General features: G+C 62.1%; 12 protein-coding genes and 1 pseudogene. 4 read left to right on the forward strand and 9 right to left on the reverse strand.

The genetic code is table 11. The features are described 5' to 3' along the window. Positions 1–583 precede the first annotated feature (583 nt). A pseudogene (locus tag ACFVVI_RS06695) lies at positions 584–1503 on the reverse strand (IS5 family transposase). A 1541-nt stretch (positions 1504–3044) separates the two neighbouring features. Between ACFVVI_RS06695 and ACFVVI_RS06700 the strand changes: the two are divergent. Next, positions 3045–4928 carry a hypothetical protein gene (locus ACFVVI_RS06700; protein ID WP_387443761.1) on the forward strand — a complete coding sequence of 628 codons (1884 nt, stop codon included), beginning with the start codon at positions 3045–3047 and terminating at the stop codon, positions 4926–4928. A gap of 102 nt (positions 4929–5030) precedes the next feature. On the opposite strand, the gene ACFVVI_RS06705 is transcribed toward ACFVVI_RS06700, so the two are convergent. After that, the gene (locus tag ACFVVI_RS06705) at positions 5031–5294 is read right to left on the reverse strand and encodes a hypothetical protein (protein ID WP_387443763.1); all 264 of its coding nucleotides are present in this window, start codon (positions 5292–5294) and stop codon (positions 5031–5033) included. Between the two features lie 1335 nt (positions 5295–6629). Here ACFVVI_RS06705 and ACFVVI_RS06710 point away from each other — a divergent pair. Further along, positions 6630–7547, forward strand: a complete 918-nt coding sequence (locus ACFVVI_RS06710; protein WP_387443765.1) for a TIR domain-containing protein — start codon at positions 6630–6632, stop codon at positions 7545–7547. A gap of 952 nt (positions 7548–8499) precedes the next feature. On the opposite strand, the gene ACFVVI_RS06715 is transcribed toward ACFVVI_RS06710, so the two are convergent. From ACFVVI_RS06715 to ACFVVI_RS06725, 3 genes are all read right to left on the reverse strand, one after another. Then, positions 8500–8730 carry a hypothetical protein gene (locus ACFVVI_RS06715; RefSeq protein ID WP_387443767.1) on the reverse strand — a complete coding sequence of 77 codons (231 nt, stop codon included), beginning with the start codon at positions 8728–8730 and terminating at the stop codon, positions 8500–8502. 96 nt (positions 8731–8826) lie between these two features. Beyond that, positions 8827–9192 (reverse strand): hypothetical protein, encoded by a 366-nt coding sequence (locus ACFVVI_RS06720; protein ID WP_387443769.1) that lies wholly within the window; start codon positions 9190–9192, stop codon positions 8827–8829. A 438-nt stretch (positions 9193–9630) separates the two neighbouring features. Further along, positions 9631–10755, reverse strand: coding sequence for a TIR domain-containing protein (locus ACFVVI_RS06725; RefSeq protein WP_387443771.1), 1125 nt, complete (start codon positions 10753–10755; stop codon positions 9631–9633). Positions 10756–10761: 6 nt separating this feature from the next. Between ACFVVI_RS06725 and ACFVVI_RS06730 the strand changes: the two genes are divergently transcribed. Further along, positions 10762–11406 (forward strand): WD40 repeat domain-containing protein, encoded by a 645-nt coding sequence (locus ACFVVI_RS06730; protein WP_387443773.1) that lies wholly within the window; start codon positions 10762–10764, stop codon positions 11404–11406. A gap of 2 nt (positions 11407–11408) precedes the next feature. After that, on the forward strand, positions 11409–11696 hold the full coding sequence (locus ACFVVI_RS06735) for a hypothetical protein (protein WP_387444484.1): 288 nt from the start codon (positions 11409–11411) through the stop codon (positions 11694–11696). 102 nt (positions 11697–11798) lie between these two features. On the opposite strand, the gene ACFVVI_RS06740 is transcribed toward ACFVVI_RS06735, so the two are convergent. Genes ACFVVI_RS06740 through ACFVVI_RS06755 form a run of 4 tightly spaced genes read right to left on the reverse strand, consistent with a single transcriptional unit; the run spans position 11799 to position 21082 of the window. After that, positions 11799–12692, reverse strand: a complete 894-nt coding sequence (locus ACFVVI_RS06740) for a DUF4231 domain-containing protein (RefSeq protein ID WP_387443775.1) — start codon at positions 12690–12692, stop codon at positions 11799–11801. 43 nt (positions 12693–12735) lie between these two features. Continuing rightward, positions 12736–15588 (reverse strand): TIR domain-containing protein, encoded by a 2853-nt coding sequence (locus ACFVVI_RS06745; RefSeq protein ID WP_387443777.1) that lies wholly within the window; start codon positions 15586–15588, stop codon positions 12736–12738. Positions 15589–15644: 56 nt separating this feature from the next. Then, positions 15645–18389 carry a TIR domain-containing protein gene (locus tag ACFVVI_RS06750; RefSeq protein ID WP_387443780.1) on the reverse strand — a complete coding sequence of 915 codons (2745 nt, stop codon included), beginning with the start codon at positions 18387–18389 and terminating at the stop codon, positions 15645–15647. Beyond that, complete coding sequence (locus ACFVVI_RS06755; protein WP_387443783.1) at positions 18386–21082, reverse strand: WD40 repeat domain-containing protein; 2697 nt, start codon at positions 21080–21082, stop codon at positions 18386–18388. The genes ACFVVI_RS06750 and ACFVVI_RS06755 overlap by 4 nt, the downstream gene beginning before the upstream one ends.

Consider the following 21082-nt stretch of genomic DNA (forward strand, 5'->3'; position numbering starts at 1 on the left):
ACCCCGATCCGAGCGGGCGACGCAGCTGCCGGGGCGCGATCGTCGAGTTGTCACCGCTGGCGACCGGAAGGCCGGTCGCCGAAAGCCTCACCCCGGGTCCGCGATTCGGGGTGGTTCCGGCAGGGTGGGTCGGCGAACCGCCGCAGCACAAGTACCGCGATGAGCCCGTTCGGCCTGAGCCCCTCGCAGCTGATGCTCAGCTTCGCCGCGCGGCGACGACCCGCGCACGTTGCTGCTCATAGCGCCGGGCTGGGTGAAGACCGATCTGGGCGGCCCCAGCGCACGCCTGAACATCGACGAGTCCATGCCACTCCATGGGTGCGGGCTCGGATTGCGCCCCACTGAAACCCCGCACTTTTGACTGGAATCAACGCGAATCGATGGGAATCGTTGACAACGGTCTTTTCGTGAAAAAGCCTGGTGCTGAGTACTATTGGGCGCTGATGGGTAAGTTCTGGACAATTGGAACCCGCGCCAGGTTGCCGCAGGTTCAAATCCTGTGAGTCTGATAGGGCAACACTTCTGTTCGGGTCAGGGCTGTTGTCCACCATTGGGTTGCCTATTGGCCCGACCGGCACCGTCGCTAGGTCATGTCTCCCAATAGCTTCAGCCATTCGACCATGAGAGCCATGACGATCTCGGCCCGGTAGGTGCAGGCCAGCTTGTCCTATCGAGTAGCGACACCACGCCAATGCTTCGCTTTGTTGAACGCCCGCTCGACCACATTGCGCCCCTTGTAAGCGTCTGAATCGAACCCGGGCGGGCGCGCCCACCGGCACGACCGCGGCGTTTCCGATTGGCCACCTGATCAGACCGTTGCGGAATCACCGCAACGATCCGTCTGCTGCGCAACACCTTTCGGTTCGCTGCCAAGGAATACGCTTTGTCAGCGTGTACCCGATCAGGGTTGCGTCGCGGTGGGCCACCGAACAGCCTCGGGACCGCGATCACGTTGAGCACCGCCGGCATCCTCGGCGAGCCACCGGCCTGAGCCGCAGTGATCAATACGGTCAACTCGCGTGCGTTGCCGTCGGTGGCCAGATGGGCTTGGTAGTCAAGCCGCCCCGGGACCGGCCGATCCCGTTGTCAGCCGGCTCATAACTCGCCATCCGGGTCGGAAACCGCGCCGCCGCTGCGACGGGTGTTGGCGCCGTGTTGATGAACCCGCACGATCGTCGAATCGATCGAGACCGCCCAATCGAGGTTGCCAGCTGCGTTCGCCAACGCGGTCAACGCGACCAGCACCCGATCCCAGGTGCCGTCGGCGGCATAGCGGCGGTGCCGTTTCCATACTATCTGCCACGGACCGAATACCTCGGGCGTGTCGCGCCAGGGAATCCCGGTCCGCAACCGGAACAGAATTGTTTCCACGACCTGGCGATTGTTGGAGAAGTTACGGCCCACGCGGCCATCGGATTTCGGTAACAGCAGCTTGAGCAGTCCACACTGGTTGTCCGTCAGAACCTGATGCCGATCACCGGCAGTCTCCGCCACGGCGAACATGATGCCCGACCCGACGGTCTGCCGGCGGTGAACCAAAATTCCGATTGGGAGACATGGCCTGGAGCGACGCGGTCGATATGACATGGTTGGCTTTGCATCCTGCGGCAGGAGAACGACTCGGGTGGCGACATGAAACACAGAGCTTGTTCATCTGGACCGGGCGCGATGGAGGTTGGCGCGCGCGTTCAGTTCTTTTCGCGCAGGGGGAGATCACCCAAACGCCTTATGGAGAAGGCGTCACCACACATACCTGGCAGGTGCAGCTCAGCGACGCCGGTTATTCCGAACTGGTAGGGGTGTGGCCGTTACTTCGCCGGGAGCTTAAGGTAGCCAGACGACTGCCATCCAATAGACGCGGCGGCCGCGCGGATGAGCAACACGGCACTTCCCGAGCGATTCTTGCTGGCCGGTGAACACTTGATCCAAGGGCGGCACAGCCGGTACTCAGCGGGCGTCGCGTCGGGCCCTACGGAACACCGGCGCATGCGCGGCTCAACCGATCAAGTGGTGCGTGTTGGCCGCTGCTCCAGGCACGGTGACTGTCAAGTTCTGTGAACACAACGGCGGTATCGCGGTGTTGGTGCAGGACTGCAGGTGGTGGTACGTCGGCGGGGTTCGATGACGAGCAGCGGATCCGCAGATCCTGTTCAGGCCGCGTTGAGCAGGGAAGGGCGGCGGTAGATCGCACGGCGAACGAAAGGACGGCGCAAGCGACCGGAGTGACGCTCGTGTGGCGATCGCCCTCAACCGCCGTGGTAATCGCAGCCGACAAGTGGTTTCGCCAGACTGAGACGCGGGGGATACCCGAGTACGGAGCATGGAGACGGGTTGTAGCGGGACCGGCACTGTTCGTCTATCAACCAGGACGGCGGGTTCGGCGCTGGGCGGCGGATCGGCGCGGTGGCCACGGCGAGGGTTCGGCAAGCCGCACGGCTTGGCACCCCGCATCAGCCTGGGGGCGGTCGTGCACGTACGCATCACTCACCTGCCGCGCATCGAGGCGTAGGCCTGATCCGAGTAGTGGAGGATTGTGACGTACGCGCGGATCGAGAGCACCTTCTATACTGCTTCATGCCGTCCATTGACGGTTCGCAAGGCCTATCGGAGGGAAATAAGTAGGTCGATCAGGCACTTGTCGAGGTATCCCACTCCCGCATGTTCACGGTGATGGGCTCAGTATCCCCGCGAGTTGTCGCGGTGACAGATCGACGCGGCTAACCAGAGCTTGAGCCGAGACAACCGGTTGTCCCCGAAGCACTTCCGGGCTTGCGCTCGTCTGCTAATGTCGCTGACCACGCTACACATCGTCAATTCGCTGGTTCCAGTTCGGTCGCTGCTCGATCCAGAGCCCGTCCGGGCCAAGGCTCCATCCGTCACTGTCGGCGGATGTCCTGAAGGAAGATGCGGATTCGGTGATGTGCCACACCCTGGACGGCCGTTCGGCCGGGAGGGACAGGTGGGGGCACCACGCTGAGTCTGGCCCAGGCCCTCGCTTTTCGATCGCCACCGCGGCGGTCGATTCGAGTGCATTAGGAGACTCAATGATCTACCCCTCCGACGCTGTTGCCGCATTGGATTCGTTCGAGACCGACACGCTCGATACCGTCGATCACCGCATGATCGGCACGCGACTGCGTCCACCGGCATCCGTTGCGGTGATCGAGAAATCCATAGCGGTCGGCGAGGCAGCCGGAATGCCCCATCAGCTCGCTCAGGCCCTGGCCTTCTCCGCGGCCAACCAGCAGCAACTTCGGCATGCTCTTCGCTTCCCGAAGATTCAGCGGTTCGGCGCCGAGGAGTTCACCTACATCGAGTTCGACGTGCTGACATGGCGAATCATCCCCTCGCCGGACAACATTCGATTCGAGGGCGATCACGCTCGCGGTGCGATTGATATGCCCCGTTTCGGTGCCGTGGATGACGGACGGCCCGTGCTGACCTTCCACATGGATTCGATCGAGGCGATCATCGACGCGATGGGCCCACGGATCGAGGACATGGTCGAGAATAATCCGCATGTGCCCTCGATCCAGGAACGTGGCATCGAGACAGCCGGGTGGCTCAGTTTCTTGGAGCTGAGCGCCGGTGATGTCGGTCCGGTGATCGGGCTCGAGTCCACCGACGGATTCGGCCGAACGGTCGCGGCCCACAAAGGGCTAGGCATCACCTTTAAAGATGCGGTGTGGAACCTGCAACCAGGCGGACGCCGCGCCGGGTCTTGGCACCATGACCTCGCCGAGTGTGCAAGGCGCGAGGACGTGTCCGAGGTCCAAGCTCGCAAGGTTCGCTGCTCGATCATGCCGAACGCGAAGGTGATCATCGGCTACACGGGTGGGCGCCGATTCGACCGTGCTCGCCGACGGTTCGTCGCACACCTGCACATGGCTCCGCCGATGAGTTTCACCACCGCGACCACCCTCAACGCCAAGGCCAATGCCGCGGTCGACCGCCTTTTCGATCGCGGATTGCTGCCGGTGCCAACGGGTATGACCGCGCATGAGGTACGCGAGGTTTTGGAAGGGAGCAACCGCTCTACCGATCTGCTTGCTGATGAGGTCGCCGTGCTCGCCTGCGGAGCGCTCAATCCGCAGCCCAATACGCGTCGGGCGCGCACAGTCAACGATGCCATCGCTGATCTGACCGGCACACGGCCCAAGCTCGAGGACCGTACCCAATTGGCCGCAGAGGTCGCATTGCGCGGGTTCCCGAACGACAAGCGCCTTACTGCTTTGCGTGCGGCGCTTGAGCGCGGGTGGCGGTGGGTGCCGTTGCGCGGTGTCGGCCTGACTCGTCGAGAGCCTCTGGATCTACTCGCTGAAGCGATTCGTGAACTCGTGCAGGCGGGCACCAACACCGGCCCGGCTACCGCTGAGCTGGTCACGCTGGCCAGCTATCACATGGTCAGTGGGCGTATTCCGCTGCTTACGCGCTCAGAGTTCGGCCGCGGCAACAATACTGAACCGCAACAGATACTCCAGCGTCTGGCCAGGTCCGATTCAGGGCTGCGGCAGCTGTGCCAAGTCGTGATGGACTGCCGCGCCGGCCGTGACCCGCAGCAACTGCCCGAAGGCGACGAACCGGCAAATGTGTGCTTCGTCGGCACTCGGTCGCTGGATTCTGACCGCCTGCGGGAGCTCGCCGGCGCGTCCGAAGACGGCATATCGCACGAGAGCCCCGAAGACCGGTTCGCCGCAGCCATCGAGCGCTTCCGTAACAAGCTTGATGAACTACACACCATCGCAACAGAAGTCGCCGCAATAACCGATCACACCGGCGTTGCACTCGCGGATAGCCGCGGGTTCGACCACCCTGTTGTCAAGGCCACGTTCAATGAAATCGCTGATCAGGTGTCAGAGTGGCGCAGCGTCCATCGCCGGTTGGCTCGGATGCGCGCTGACGCTGACTTCGTCGACGCTATCGAATAATTCGCAGTTCCGTCTCGAATGTCTCGCCTGGCCGCTGCCCTCGACCACGTCATCTCCCATACACAATCGAGCAGATAGGCGATTCGACGCGCCGATCAAGCCTCACGGTACGGCAGTCGTGTCCTCCGTCGGTTTAGTTGTGTAGGTGCCGAGTGACGCATACACATCGCGGGCGCTGGCGGCGACCGGCGCGGCGGCTGCGGCAATCATTCTCGCCGGAGTTTCGGGGGCCAAGGCGAGTCGAAGGTCCTGGCCTGACAGGACACCAAACGCCTGTCGCAGCGTGGCCGCCAGTTCTGCGTCTTGGCCTTCGGTGGCGGGGCAGAGGGCCTTGAGAACACTGGCGACAGAAATGGATGAGTTCACGGTTCGCCTCCTGGTCGGACTTTCACGCCTACTGGACTGAACGGCAGGTATCGGTATGGTCTGACACGCCTGGTCGCTGTGCTTCCACTGATGCTGCAGATGAGTCTCCGTTCGCAGGTATCTCCTACGATCCCCGGAGATGTGGAGCCGAACTGGAGGCTGCCGGTCCACCAGTCGACAATGGCGGAGCGTCCCGCGTGTGCGGGTCCGACAGACCCGAGCCATCCCAAGAGCCCCACAGGAACTCCACACTTTTGACCGGAATCAATGGGAATTCATGCGAACCGTTGAGAAGAGTCGTTCCTCGAAAAGGACTGGTGCTGAGCATTATTGGGCACTGATGGGTGGGTTCTAGACAACTGGAACGCGCGCCAATTGGTCGCAGGTTCAAATCCAGTCGCCCAGCTCCGCCGGGGTAGATGCCAGTGAATCCGGCACAGCAGTTCGGTGTCGACTTCGCCACCGCATGGGACCTTCAGCGGACCGTGTCAAAGTGTCTCTAAGATTCATTAGATGGCGGTCGGTAGCACAGGAGCGGGGCATGGGAGCATCGGTGGCGCATCCGGCGACGCGGGCACGGAGTCTCGGCGCGGCGTCGCCGCATATGTTGTGGTCCATGGTCTGGCAGGAGTGCCCCTGCCAGGAGTCGAACTCGGACTCGCGCACGCCCGCGTCGCATCGGTGTCACTGGAGACCGACGATGCGGTCGACGACATCAGGATCGATCTCGAATCAGGCCATCGGTCATACCTTCAGGCCAAGTGAACCCTAGATGCCGGCGCGGCGCTGAAGAAAGCTGGTGCCCAGTGGATTCGGCGGTCAAGGCAGGGCTCCGCCTCGATATTTACCGACTGGTGATCGTCACGGGAAAATCCAGCGGCTCGATGACGAATCTACAACGCGTCCTGAACCGTAACCGGGCAACTCTTCTGGGGCCGCCTACCGATGCCGAAGCGACGATCCTCTCGACTGTCGATGGAGGGCGCCCATTGCAGCCCAGTTCTGCGGGGCACCGATGGTCGCAGGATGGACCGACATTGCGCCACGCACAGCCAGCAGCGGCGGCTGGCGCAACTGGCTGTGGTGCGGTTCCCTCGGATTCATCCGCACACGGCCTATATGGCCTCGGGCACATGACATCTCGACCGTGCGGTACTTTGTCACTACAGCGCGTGCGCAGTGGTGCTGTCGGTCCAATCTAACGGCTGCCCGTGCGCGCTTGCGGATGGTGGTGAGCAGGTTGCCGGTGCGGTGTACGAACCGAGTGGTCAATCCGAAGGACGCGACGCGGTTTCTGGGGCTCGCTCAAATATTAGAATTCGGAAGGGGCATGAAGTGGCGATTTACGATATTGCAGTCTCTTTTGCTGGAGAGCAGCGACAGTTCGTCGCTGCAGTGGTTGCTGCAGCTAAAGTGCGCGGGCTCAGTGTCTTCTTCGACGAAGACAAGGGAAACGAGTGGTGGGGAACGAATTTTATTCGTCAGCAGCGGACCGTATACGGATCACAGACACGCTTCTTTGTGCCGTTCATCTCTAGGGAATACTTGTCGAAGGCCATTCCGATGGACGAGCTTTCGGCCGCCATGATGACCGCTGTCAGGCAAGGGGATGGATACATTCTCCCGGTGCTTATGGATGACGTGGAGGTGCCTCCAGAGCTCCTACATCCTCAAATCCACTATCTGCGAAGTGGTGATTTCAGTCCAGAAGGGTTGGCGGAGCAGCTCGTGCAAAGGGTGGGTGTGGCTACGTCCGCCGGACAGGAGCCGCGCGACGTCGGCGAGGTGGTGCAAGAAGCTATGTCGTACCGTATGCCCAGGGTGATCCCGCCTGACTTCAGCAAATACGAGCTGCTGGATGCGGCTTTCGAGTATCTCCGGTATCAGTTCGACCAAGCGTTGCCGCAACTGGAATCGTCCGGCTTTGTGGGCTGGACTCGCGTGAGCGGTGAGATGCTAAAGGTACGGATCGAGCGTCAAGGTAAGACCGCATACGCCATCGACATCGACAAGAACGGCTTCAACAGCGATGATCAGCTCAACTTCATAATCGGCGGGAACAGTACGGGCAGCGTGAATAGCAGCAATGGCTATGCCACGCCGTATTTCGACCGGGATGCCGGTATTCCGAAGCTCAAAATGATGGACTTCTCTGTGTTCGGATCGATGGGCGGGAGTGGTCAAACGTACACGAAGGAGGAACTGTTTAACAAGCTATGGAACAGTATCGTAGACCGCTTAGAGCGTGGCTGAAGGGGTCGCGCCGCGCACTTTGCCGCTCTTCTATTGTTCTAATCGCATAGAGCTCCTAATAGGGTATGACAGGTGGCAACGAGTTCGTTTGTATTGCAGATGTTGGTCGATTGGAGAGCAGTCAAATGCCCACTCACGCTCGCCTGCTTCGCCGGCGTCGCAGAGATAGACGCGTTGCTCCGGATCAATAGGCGGTGTGTGCTGGAGGGTCGGTGGAATCATGGGCGGATGTACCACCCTCCGCGCGAAACGTAGAACAGGTAAGATGCCAGGCTTTCGCGGAGCATCGAGAACCAGTAGCGCGCTGGCGTTTTGCCGCGAGGCCAACGTTTGGTACGGAGTCGATTGTGCGATGCGATCGCCGAAAGCGGAATCGTCCGAACCTCGTGCCAGCTGGACGGAGGGGCGCGGGATCACAATGCAGGCCGACCCAGAACAGGGCCACGCGGCTACCAGTCGCGATACCGTTCACATCACGAATGTCAGTCAGGTAGAGATCGGTAATCCTCATTTCCTCGTGCACAGCAACTGAGTGCAGGCTCCCCCCCGCCGAAGCCATCTGATTCATCACCGCTGACGCTGCGCCTACCTCTACTGGGCCGGGCGCCGACGACCTATTTTCGCGGACTCGAATCATCTTGTACATGAGGTCAAGCATATGGATCTACCGCGGATTCCGTTCAGCAAAGCGAGCCGAGCAGGGCGACCCCGAATGGCACAGGAGGGGCCGAAAGTCGTCAGGGCCTGTGTAGGTGCGCCCGGACTGTGGCGTCGTGTTCGAGGATGTGATCGATGGCGTCCCAGTACAGCGAAAGCCATGGGTGCTGGCGGGCTCGGTCGGGTTCGAGCTCCTGGCCGTAGAACGCGGTGTTCGAGGCGACGGACGCGCCGGGGACCAAGGAGCAGGTATTGCCGGAATGGGCTTCGAAGGGGCGGACACGGCAGCCGAACGTCACCCGGTCCGGGCTGCGATGTTCACCGGATCGTCAGGGTCCCAGCAGTTGTCGAAAATGACGTCGATGTAGGTCTCGTGGGTGCCTTGGTGGTGCAGGCACGAGGCGTGATAGATCGCGTAGGCGCCGTTCGCGGTGTTGATGACCCCGTTTGCACGGTCGTAGGGAGTCTCGCAGCAGTCGCAGATAGCGCAGTAGATGTTGCGTTCGGGGTCGATCGTCAGGTGCACCCGTCGATTCTTACCGCCCGGCGATGCCCGACGTCAGTCAGGTCTGCCTCGGACAGCGAGTGTTGAACAGTAGGAACGGCGCAGCCGGGGTCGGCTCTATGTCCGCGGGGACTCGCGTTCGGCGAGGAAGGTATCGAGTAGATCAAATAGCACGGTGAGGACGTGTGTCTCCTGTTCGGCGGTGAGAGACGCCGCAAAGTCCCAATCCGGCAGGGCGATTTGGTTGATCTGTGCCGCCCAGACAAGGTCTGGCACGACCTGGTAGCGCTGTATCAGCCATTCCCGCCAACCCTGCAGGCCCGGCTGACCGGACCGGCGCGACGCCATGTCATAGCCCTCGATGTCGGTGACTACTCCTCGTAGATCGGTGTAGCCGATGTACATCCCAGTCCTCTTGGCGAACAACGTGAAGAACTCACGATTGCTCACGTCGACCAGGTCCTTGACCGGTAGATCGTTCACCGGTCAGTAGGTTTTCTTCATTCGTAGATCCTGCCGTAGGCGATGGTGGCCACCTGTCCAAGGGGTAACGGGACTGAGCTCGTCCGTCGAGCAATTCCTCGGTGCGCCCCAACCCGTCGATCTCCCCCGCCCCGCCTCGCTTCTCGGCACCCCCACGGCTGAGAAGCACCGTCGCCTCGATCCCGTTCTTCACTACGGCTCGCGCCGCCGAAGCCCCATCCGCGCATGTCCCTCGACCGGACACCCTCCACCAGGTGTGGGCGGATCGACCCAGAACAACCGGTCGGCCCCCACGGTCGCCCGCACCACCGCCTCCGAATCCCTTTGATCGACCTCCACCACATAGACCACCAAGGTTGATCGGTTGCCGGTGGTCCTTCACGTGTAGGTCGATCAATCTGTATCCCGGTCGTGCATTGGGGTGTCCGGCCTCGGGTTCTATAGAACCCCTTCGCGCTTAAGTACCTCCTGTACGCTGTGGAACTCGGCGCTGATGCGGCCGGCGGGGAACCGGAGTTGCGTAAGACCGTTGACATTCGAGAAGTCTTCGCACCCCTCCTCGAGCAGAATGATGGCCTTCTCAAATCCGAGTCGGCCCTGGAAGAGGCCGACTTCGTGAATGACATTGGCGCGTGCCCTCAGCTTCCCGTCGGCAGTCTCGTCCTCAGCGGTCATCACCAGGAAGGCAAATGCAGCGTTGTCGAGCATGTCGGTTAGTCGGGCCACGGTCGTAATCCCTGCCATCTGCACCTTGTTGAACTCATCAACGGGTAGACCAAGAGTGTCCTGGACATAATCCTTCAGTTCACGCCAGAGCGGTGAACGACCGTGTCCGATGAACACTCTCGTACCCAGCTGCGGCACGGACGCCATCGGCGGGATGGCCTTACTCCGAGCGATGTGCGACACAGCACTCTCAGCTAGTTCGGCTAGTTCGGCTGCAGCAATGTAGGGTGCGCGTAATTCCATGCAAAGAGCGATAGATTCCTGATGGGGGGCGCTTTGCCAACCACCATCAAGGGCAACGGAGTCTCTGGACACAGTTGAGGGGGTCAACATCTGTGCGCGGGTAAGCGTGTTGAAGCTCGGAATCGACACCTCCGAGATTTTCTCGATCTGGTCAGTGATGTATTTGTCAGAATTCGTCGAAAGGTAGGTCGTCAGGATCGAAACCGCCGACTCCTTCAAGCGGAAAAATCGCCGTTTTGCGTCTGTCGCTGCATCGGCATGGTGGTCGAGGTTTGCGATGCCAGCACGCCTGTTAATTTCGGCGAGCGTCGCATCGCGGTCGTATTGTTCCCAATCACCATTGGTGCCTTGGAACATGCCGATGAAACCCCACTCGCGACTAAAATGGGCGCCGGCCGGTGGCCTGCTGTATCCCTGGTAGTACACCCGGGACTGGTAGCCGAGGTTCGAGCCTGACCAAGCATCCTGGACCTCGCGGGCTGCCTTCTCGACAATGCCGACCTCGCGTTCGAGTTGAGACTCCGTTAGCTCGTCAGCGAGTTTCTGCAAATTGTCCGCGACCGTTCGCAAGTCGTCGGCAAGGTCCTGACTCATACCCAGATGATCGCATACAGTACCGACACCAATCGGCAAGACTTCTCGATGCGCGTGCTCAGTGCCCACCAGTCCGCGTCGGGAACCCACGACAAACGCGATGGCCATATCGTTGGTCACTGGGCCCTGCGCGTGAGTCACGAACCGCACCAACAGCTTTTGGCCATCCTTCTCTCGGACCCCATCACCAAGCGGCCCCAGCCCGAGGCATCGAGCAGTCGCTTCTCCCTCTACCTGATCGGTCACCCGTCGCCGGGTCCCATATGCGCGCAGTTCCGTCTTCGCTCGACGTTAGCCGAGTCCAAGGTACCTAGCCGACCGGGTCAATCCCTTCCGACCAAGCTTTCCGAGGTGGCCTTCAATGCCGACGGCTCGAAGATCGCGGTGGGTGCGCACGATGGCAAAGTGCGCATCTGGGATGTCGCGCGTCTGAATCAGCAACCGCAGACGATCGATGCGGATCGAAATGCGGTATTCGCGGTCAGATTCTTTCCCGACGGCCGTGTGGTGCCCGGTGGCAAAGAGGGAATCGTCCGGATCTGGGGTGCTCACGGCGGCAAGATCGCGGAACTGCCGTCGGGCAAAGAGGTGGCCTCACCCGACGTGTCGCAGAAGGGGGCTGATAGTCCCAGGCGCACGATGGATTCTTGACTTTGTCGGACTCGCCGGTCCGTGGCTCGAGTCCTTGGTTATCGAACCCTCCCTTTGTCGCATCCGTACGCTTCACTGCGGACGGTTCTTACATCGTGTCAACGAGCGATTACGGAACTGTGCGACTATGGAGAACGGACAACCCGCATCGGCAGGTCGGATTGGTACTGCTCGGCTTCGGTCCGAAACACATCCAGGGCATGACCCTTGACGGAACAGGACACCGGATCGCGGCCGCGTTCGACGACGGGACGATCCGCCTCTTGCACAGCCCCGATTCCGGGCGCTAACTCCTTTGCTCGATACTCGTAGAACCCGAGAAGGCCACCGAGCGGTGGAACCAGGTCATCTCCTCGAACATCGATCGCCGACAGCTGTGCCCCTGATCTCGGCTACAACCGGTGTCGGGTCGCTAACCAGACGACATGCTCACGACTGATCGCCTCCTCCGCGTCGTCGACCTCCCTGGACCAGGCCTCTTCGGTGTCGGCGAGTCTCAGCTTCGCGTCCGCGTTGGAGAGATCGGTACACGCGGCGGAATAGGCGCGGGCGAGCGAATCATGTTGTTTGGCCTCGGTCCAGGCGATCGCGGCTCCGGCGATCATGGCAAGCGCCGGGCCCAACATGAACTCGGTCTTGACGACCGCGGTGATCAGGGAGGCCACCGCGCCGGACAGTTCCAGGACGACGAGGCCGGTGCGCCATCGCGCGGATTGCCGCTTGTTGTATTTCGCCTTGGTCTCGTACCAGCGTTGCTGGTCCTGGATTCGACTGATCAGGTACAGCTGTTTGCGGTCGGCGAGTGGGGTTGATCGCTGTGCGATCATCCAGTCCGAGACCTGTGGTGCCGCAACCGGAGACAGCTCGAGGTCAGCGAACTGCTGTTGTAGTCGGGCGAACTTGTCGATCAGTCCACGCGTGGCGTCCTCGCGGGACATCGTGATGGGAAACGGGAGCGCGCCGACGGAGAACTTCCACGCCAGTGTTTTAGCGGACTCCGCCACCGCGCGACCGTCATACCAGGTTCGGTCGGGCCGCTGCCGCCACAGGGAGGCCTCGACGAGTATCGCTCCGATGAACGCGACCACGCCGACGAGGCCGAGGATGTCGATCCTCCCGCTTCCGACTCGCCAGGTCACGATTCCGGTCACCGCGGCGGCGACCAGCAGCAGCAGGCGGCGGCGAATGCCACCGACATATGCGTGCTGGGCCGCTACCGAGGCGGTATCGGCAGCAAGGAACAACTGCGGCATCGCCGAGGCTGGAACCATTGGTACGGAAGCCATCTCGTCATTTTTTCCTACGCGAGTCCATGGCGGGCGTAGAGCCTCAAATTTCGCACACCTCCATATCGCGGCCGGGGATGTAGGCCTCGCGCTCTTGGGGCGTGATGGAACGGCCTACCTGTGCGCAAGTGTTTGTTATCAGGTCGCCGGTCAGTGCACCGATGTCCCAGGAGAAGATCGTTGCGTCGTCATCGACTGTCAGGAGTGTCCGGCCGTCGGGACTGACTACCGCATCACGAATCGTTTTCTGATGACCCGCAAGTTGTTCCGTGAGGGACTGCCCGGTTCGGACATCCCATAACCGCACGATGTGCTCGTGGTCGCCTGTAGCGAGAATCGCGGAGTCGCGGCTGAAGGCAACACCGAATATATTGCCCGCGTGGCCGGTAAGGAGTTTGGAACCACCTGTCGGTAGCTGCCAGAGGCCGATCACGCGACCTTCGGAGGTTGCCAGAACGGTTCCGTCGGGGCTGATCGCTTCGATGCTTCCAATATTCGACTGTCCGCTGAGCGAGTGCCGCAACGTTCCGGACACAGAATCCCGGAACATGATCTCATGATTATCTTTATCGATTGACATCAGTGTGGCCCCGTCGACACTGAATTGAGCCCGTGAGTACAGTGCTGCGGGATGTTCGTGCACCAGCGCCCCGGTTTTGGTGTTCCACAGCCGAATCGATCCTTGACCCGATGTCGCGATGGTCGCGGCGTCGCTGGTGAAGGCATTGAGGCTCGAAGCGCCGAATCGGCCTGTCGGGATGTCGATCAACAATTTTCTTGATTCGATATCCCACAACTGTACCCAATCGCTGTCGTCGGTTCTGGTCGCAAGAATTTCACTGTTCGGACCGAAAAGTTCTGCTCGTATATTACCGGGGTGGCTGAACCGGATCGCTGCTCGCAACTGGCCGGTGGCCGTATCCCACAGGCGCGCCGGGCGGCCACTTGTCGCGAGCAGGCGTCCGTCGGGGCTGAACGTCGGCCCCAGGGATTTTCCTTTTCGTAGGTCATCGGCGATCGCATCGGCGGCGGCTCCGTGCAGCGTAGTCGGTCGTCCGATCATCGGTCGCCACAGTCTGACCGTGTTGTCGTCGCTCATGGATGCGAGGACAGTGCCATCGCCGGTGAATGCGACGGTTTTGACCTGTCCGGTGTGGCCTGCGAAGTCGGCCAGCCGCTGTCCGGTCGCCGTGTCCCACAGCCGGACATGTCCACCGTTGTCGCCAGTGGCGGCGGTCGTGCCCGCACCGAAGGCAATCGTTTCGCCGGTGAGGGTGGTACGCAACTGGCCGGATGTGGTGTCCCAGAGCCGGACGGTTTGCGCGACGTCGCTTCCCGTTGCGATGGTCTGTCCGTCAGGGCTGAACGTTTGTCCCCACGCCGCTGAACCGTTGTCGAGGGTATGGATCAGCTGATGACTGCGCGTGTCCCAGAGTCGCACCGTCGGGCCGAGTACTCCGACCGCCAACAGTCCGTTGTCGGGACTGAACACCAGGCGGTGCACCCGATTGGTGTCGCCGGTGAACTCTGCGAGTTGTTGCCCGGTGTCAGGGGCCCAGAGGCGGACGACGCCGTGTTCGGTGCCGGTCGCGATCAACGTTCCGTCTGGGCTGAATTCAGCGATCTTACTATCGTCCAATACTGCTCGTTGTCTGCCGGATTCGGCGTCCCAGAGGATCACGGTATTGTGGCCGGTGCTCGTCGCCAGCGTTGACCCGTCGGGGCTGAAGGCAGCCTGGTAGAAATTGCCTGCACCTCCGCTCTCGAGTGTGTGCAGCGGGCTCCCGGTGGAGATGTCCCACACGACGGTTGTGTTCCCGGTGCTGCCTGTCGCGAGCTTTCGGCCGTCGGGGCTGAATGCCAGCACGAAATTGACGCTTGCCGTCCCGGTGAACTGACGAGTTTGTCGGCCTGTGTATACGTCTGTCAGCCGCACCGTTCCGTCGTTGCTGCCCGTGGCGAGGGTGCGGCCATCCGGGCTGAGGCTCGAGGCCATCAGTTGCTGATGCCGGATCACATGCCGAAGCGGGTGCAGAAGCGCGGTGCGCAGCGCGACCTGCGTGCTGTCGGCCTCTGGTTCCGCATCGATCTTCGCGGCGGCGACAGCAAGGAGTCTGGCCAGTTCGGGATCGGTGTTCGCCAGATTCCGTGACTCCGCTATCAACTGGCGAGTGGCTGCGACATCTCGCTGGTGACGGGCGTCGTTACGTTGCGTCAAGAATCCGATGCCGGTGGCGATCGCGACTACAAGTAGCGCGACGAGGCCGATAATCGCGGCGGTACGCAGCCTGGTCACCGTCCGCTGTTGACGGACGTCCTCGCTGTCGAGCACTCCTTTGGGCACTCCATGCACGGGTGCGGCGAGAGTGGCGACCGCACTACGGAACCCGCTGTGCCGCAGCGATAGCTGTTCGCTTCCGCGCGCGAACCGAAGGTCTTCCCAAACCGGTTCCGCAGAGAAGTATCCGGCAAGGATCTTCGGTATGGCGGTCGTTTCGGTTTCCGCCCAGTCGAAGTCGCCGCGAGTCTCGTCCCAAGCAACGATGCCGTCGGTGACAGCGATGAGAAACGTATCAGCGGTCTTGTTCTCCTGCCAGTATCTGATCTCCCGCCCAACCCATTTCGACTTGGCTGATTCGGGTGATGCCAGAAGCAAGAAGTAGCGGGCTCCTTTCAATGCGTTCTCGATTTGCGTAGGAAGGCCCTCGGCGGCGGACAGGTCGGTCTTGTCACGAAACACCCAGAGCGCCCGCGCCTTGTTCCACGGTTTGGTCAGACGGGCAAGACCCCGTTGCAGTGCAGCTGCCAGGTCGCTGTCGGCCGCGCGACTATAGGAGAGGAAGATGTCGTAGTCGGGCGTGCGTGGCGACATGCTGTCAATGACAGGTATCGGCATGTGCTGATCCTCCGTAGTCCTTGGGGCTTGCCCCGATGGGTCGACGTCTGGTGGAACTATTCACACACCGGCAGCGTCGAACGTCCTGGCAGAAACGAGGCCCGTTCAGCGGCAGTGAACGAGCGGCCAACCAGCCGGCACGCGGCCGCGACGGGGTCACCGGCGAGCAGGGTGGTGTCCCACAGGCGGGTACTGCCGTCGATGCCCGCTGACGCGAGCTGATGTCCGTCCGGCCTGAATACTGCCCCGAAGAGTCCGCTTTCGTCGGCGGTCACCGGGGCTCCCAATACTTGCCGGGTAGCGAAGTCCCACATCCGAATAGTCCCATCAGTACTGCTGGTGGCCATGACAGTGCCATTCGGACTGAAGGAGACCGAGCGCAGTTGGTCGGTATGGCCGATCATCGGCGAATCGATCGCCTGGCCGCTGTGTGTATCCCAGAGCCGCAAACTGTAATCGTTTGCGGCGGTAGCCAAAGTGGTGCCGTCAGGGCTGAACGTCATCGACTCCACCGTGCCGTTGTGGCCTTGCAATCGGGCTCGTAGCCGTCGATCGCGATCCCATATCCGCAGTTCCGTTCCGCCAGTGGCCAGCAGGTCGCCGCGAGGCGAGAAGGCCACCGCCCCACCGGTATCCGTCCACGGCGGTCCTAGTTGCACCAGCTGCTGGACGTCCCACACTCGCACCTCGCCGTCACTACCGCCCGACGCCAGAGTGGCACTATCGGGGCTGAATGCCACGTCGACAATGCCGGTGCGGTGGCCGGTGAGTGGGGCACCGCGAGGTTGCCCGGTTTTGATGTCCCACAATCGAATAGTGTGATCGGCGCTCCCGGTAGCCAGGATTTTGCCGTCTGGGCTGTAGGTGAGGGCATAGATGGCCCCGGTATGTCCGAGCAAGGCGATATCGAGCGGTGTTCGGGTCGCGACGTCCCAGAATCGTGGGACAGGTTGGTCTCCCGCACTGACGACCGTGCGTCCGTCCGGGGAATAGGCGACGGCGAGTATTCGCGATTTCTCACCTGACGGTGTGCTGCGGACCAGTTGTTCACCGACGGTGAGATGCCACAATCGGACCGTGTGATCGTTGCCCGCGCTGGCCAGGATCGTTCCATCAGGGCTGAATGCGAGTCCGGCCACACCGGCCTCATGTCCGGACAAGGGTTCACGCAATGCCTTACGCGTGGCCATGTCCCATAGCTGGATGGTGGAGCGTGTGCCTCCTGTCGCCATTATTCTGCCGTTCGGGCTGACTGCCGTCGACATGGCCAGCGCCGGTTCATCGATGGCGTCACCCGAAATCATGTTGGTCGTGAGGTCCCAGAACTGGGTCTTTCCCCCGTGTCCGGTGGTGATCAGGGTGGTGTTGTCGGGTGTGAAGGCCAACCCGAAAACCATGCCACTGTTGGCCTGCGACGGTGGTCCGAGCATGGCTTCCGTGCGCGCATCGAACAACGCGATATGTCCGTCGAGTGTGCCGACGGCGAACTTCGTGCCATCAGATGAAAAGGCGACAGTTCGTACTTCTGTGCCCATGTCGAAGGGTTCACCCCTCGGTTCACCGCGTTGCAGGTCCCACGAGCGCACCGTTCCGTCGTCAGCCACACTGATCGCCCACCCACCATCGGGGCTGACGGCGACGTCGTAGACAGCCCCGGAATGCCCGGTCAACGCCTGGCCTCGTGGTTGACCTGACGCGACATCCCAGATGCGGACCACATGATCGCTACCGGCTGTAACCAGGGTTCGACCATCCGGGGTGAACGCGACGGTCTGCACAGTACCGGTATGGCCACGCAGCGGCTCGCCGATCGCCAGACCGGAGCGGGTATCCCACAGTCGCACTGTGTGATCGGCGCCGGCACTGTCCAGCATCGTTCCCGACGGGCTGAAGTCGACAGCACGTACCCATCCTTCGTGGCCGCGCAGAACCAGTGAACCACGAGCGAGCAATGCCGAACGGACCGCTGACATGGCTTCGTCGCGCGCGTGCGCCGGAACCACACGTACAGCGGCGACCGATAGTAGCCGGGCCATGCGTGGGTCGCTATCGGCCATTTGCCGTGATTGCGCGATCAATTGCCGTGTCAACGCGAGGTCGCGTTCAGCGCGCACGGTGTCTCGCTCGAGCTGTACCATCCGGGCCGCGACCGCGAGTACGAGGAGTAGGATTACCCCGATCACCAGCGCGGCGTTTCGGAGAAGGGTTCGCTTGCGCTGGGATTCGATCTCCGCGGCAACGAGCTGTTGTCTCGGCTGCCCGCGGATCGGTGCACTCAAGGTGGCGAGGGCATCTCGAAAAATGCTGTGCCGCAACGACAGTTGCTCGACGCTTCGCGCCCACGCCAGGTCGACTATGGTCGGTTTTGCCGGGAAGAATCCATCCAGCACCCGCGGCACTGCGTCGCTCGCGCAGAGATCGAAGTTTTCGCTCGCCAGATCCCAAACGAGCGTTCCGTCGATAGCGGCGATCAGCAAGTTGTTGTGAGGCTTATGTTTTCGCCAGAGTTCTATTTCCTGTTGGACCCAGTCCGAGGCAGCTGCTGCCGGCGAGGCGAGCAGGAGAAAGTAGCGCGACCTTTTCAGCGCTTCATCGATCGCCTTCGGCAGTGGTTCGCCCAGAACAAGACTCGTCGTGTCTCGAAATATGTGGATCGTCTCCACGCGCCCGGGTGGCTTGGCCAGTCTGGCGAGGCCGTTCTGGATCGCGGTGACCCGGCCTTTGTCCGAGGAGTGTGCGTAGGAGATGAACAGGTCATAGTCCGGGGTCTGGCTCGCGTGCGTCGCGTTGTTCTCGGTCATGGGCATACGGCAAGTTCGTCGTATCCAGCGAGATGTCGTGAACGTTCCGCCGCGAGAAGATCCCATCGCGCCGTCCGGCAGGCCACGGCCACCTGGTCCTCGGCGAGGACTCCGAGGTTCCGAGCAAGGGGACCCTGCTCACCGTTGGATGTGAACAGATGACGCCCTGATCGATCGAAGGAGACGCCTTCGCTCCCGGTCAGCGGGTCACCGATCTTTTGCGCCGTGGCGATATCCCACAGCACGGTGGTATCAGAACTCGCGGCCAGCAGGGTCCCGTCTGGGCTGAACGCGAGCGCGCCGACACTGGTCGACGTCCCTTTTAACGGTTCTCCGACAAGATCACCGGTCGCCACGTCCCACAGGCGTGTGCTGCGGTCCGCGCTACCGGTGGCGAGAATTTCGCCGTCAGGACTGAAGGCGATGGCTTGGACGATATTGGTGTGTCCGGTCAGTGTGGCTCGGGGACTGCCCGATTCGATGTTCCACAACACCAGATGGTTTTCGGCGTCGGCGACGACGAGTGTGTGGTTGTCGGGGCTGATCGCGAGAGCTTCGACTATGCGGGCACCGTTCGCGGTGAGCTCCGCCCTCTTGGTTCGTGATCGCGTGTCCCACACCGTTATCGACGGACCACGACCGCCGATGGCGAGCATAGAACCGTCTGGGCTGTATGCCAGGGCGCACCTGTCGTCGGTGAGTACGTCCAATTCCGCATCCTCACGTTCGATGAGGTCGCCCTGCCATAGGTGTACCCTGCCTGCGCGATCGGCTGTGGCATACCGTGTTCCGTCTGAGTCGGCGGTGAGACATTCGAACCGCACCTCTGGCGGCCCGATCTGTCTGTGCTTACCCGTAGATGTGTCCCACCGGGTGATCGAGCCGTAACGCCCGAGTACCACCAGTGTTCGATCGTTCGGGCCGAGGACGATCCGTTCGGCGTCGTTGTCGGCATCGGGTGCGTCGCCGAGGATTTCGGTGGTGGGCGTCGCGTCCCACATGCGAATGGTGTGATCGGTGCCAACACTGGCCAGCATCGTGCCGTCCGGACTGGCGGTGAGGTCGTCGATCATCCCGAAGTGGCCTTGCAGTTGCGGGCCGCGACGGTGGCCGGTGCGAGTATCCCAGAGCTGGATCGTTCCCGGCGCGCCCGCGGAGGCGAGCAATTCGTTTCCCAGGTAAGCGACGGCCGAGGTCCATGGAGTCTCCTGGATGCGGGGGCCGGTGCGTTGGCCGGTTGTCAGATCCCAGAATCGGGTGCGTGCGAGACTGCTGGAGCAAGCCAGGGTCCGACCGTCGGGGCTGAACGCAAGCGAGGTCACGATTCCGCCGTCCATGGCGAGGGGTGTACCGATGGTCGCGCCACTTTCATCGATGAGCCGGGCTGTGCTGGTGTCGTCGCCGATGGCTATGTGCCGTCCATCGGGCGCGAAAGCGACTTCGAGAAGTTCGTGGTCGAAGCTCGATGGCGGTCCCGACGCAGCGCCCGATTCCACGTCCCACATGCGCAGCGTGCGGTCTTCGCTCACCGAAGCGAGTCTGCGTCCGTCGGGGCTGAATGACAGTGCGGTGACGTTGTCGGTGTGCCCGGTCAGTGGTTGACCGCGCATGGTGCCCGCGGCGACGTCCCAGATACGGACTGTCATGTCCGCGCCGGCGGAGGCCAGTAGTCGTCCGTCACGGCTGTAGGCAAGATCGTTGACCCCTTGCGTATGTCCTGTCCACGAACGGGTCCGGGGCGCCCCGTGGGCGAGGTCGAGGATACGGACTGTCCCGTCGCCGCCACCGGCCGCCAATGTTCGTCCATCGGGGCTGAAGGTCACAGACCAGGTTCGTTCGGTATGCAGGACATGCAGTCGTGGGGACATATTGATGGATGACAGCGCCGCGGCCGCGTTGGCTCGTTCGGGTGCGGGCGCAATGCGTCGTGCCGCGACCGCGAGCAGCCGGGACAGGCGAGGGTCCGACACCGCGAGGTTGCGCGACTGTGCGATCAGCTGTCGGCTGGTGACCAGGTCGCGTTGGTACTGCGCGGTGCCGCGTTGCTCGAAGAAGACCAGGAAGAGCACAAGCGCGAGCACCGTGAGCAGGGCGATTACGGCCAGCGCACTGTTGCGGACGATAGCGAGTCTGCGGTGGTGGCGAACATTTTCACTGAAGAGTTCCTCTTTTGTGCAGCCGCGGATCGCTGCGGCGAGAGTCGCTGTCTTGCTGATGAATTCAGGATCCCGCGTCGACACGACAGTCTCGCGAAGATCGACCCACAGCGGTTCTTGGGCGAAGTAGCCACTGAGGGAACGCGGGAGGGCAGTGGTCCGGCCCCAGACGAAGTCGCTTGCGGCGCGGTCCCATTGCACGTCGCCTGACGTCACCGCGATCAAAAGGGTGTTGCTCGTGCGGTGGGTACGCCAGTACTCGACCAAGGGGCCGACGGTGGCCGATTGTGCTGATGATGGCGAGCCGAGAAGCAGGAAGTAGCGCGCGGTAGTGAGGGGGTGCGCCGACCCATTCGGCTCGCGTCCATCGCGGTCTCCCGGCCCACGAACGACGTTCAGCGAATTCCGGCGCTCCCGCGCGGGAGCGAGCCGCCGCAGACCGCGGATCAGCGTGCCTGCGGTGGTTTCGTCATCGCGGCCTGTGAACACGTACACATCCGCGGCGGTATCGGGGATACGACGGGACGTCGCGGTCAC

Source organism: Nocardia sp. NPDC058114, assembly GCF_042884695.1.
Taxonomy (GTDB): domain Bacteria; phylum Actinomycetota; class Actinomycetes; order Mycobacteriales; family Mycobacteriaceae; genus Nocardia.

What these genes read in the sequence shown, in the direction of transcription:
- ACFVVI_RS06740 (WP_387443775.1), bottom strand. Translation starts at nt 12,692, where the DNA reads ATGGCTTCCGTACCAATGGTTCCAGCCTCGGCGATGCCGCAGTTGTTC.
- ACFVVI_RS06700 (WP_387443761.1), top strand. Translation starts at nt 3,045, where the DNA reads ATGATCTACCCCTCCGACGCTGTTGCCGCATTGGATTCGTTCGAGACC.
- ACFVVI_RS06725 (WP_387443771.1), bottom strand. Translation starts at nt 10,755, where the DNA reads ATGAGTCAGGACCTTGCCGACGACTTGCGAACGGTCGCGGACAATTTG.
- ACFVVI_RS06730 (WP_387443773.1), top strand. Translation starts at nt 10,762, where the DNA reads ATGATCGCATACAGTACCGACACCAATCGGCAAGACTTCTCGATGCGC.
- ACFVVI_RS06745 (WP_387443777.1), bottom strand. Translation starts at nt 15,588, where the DNA reads ATGCCGATACCTGTCATTGACAGCATGTCGCCACGCACGCCCGACTAC.
- ACFVVI_RS06750 (WP_387443780.1), bottom strand. Translation starts at nt 18,389, where the DNA reads ATGACCGAGAACAACGCGACGCACGCGAGCCAGACCCCGGACTATGAC.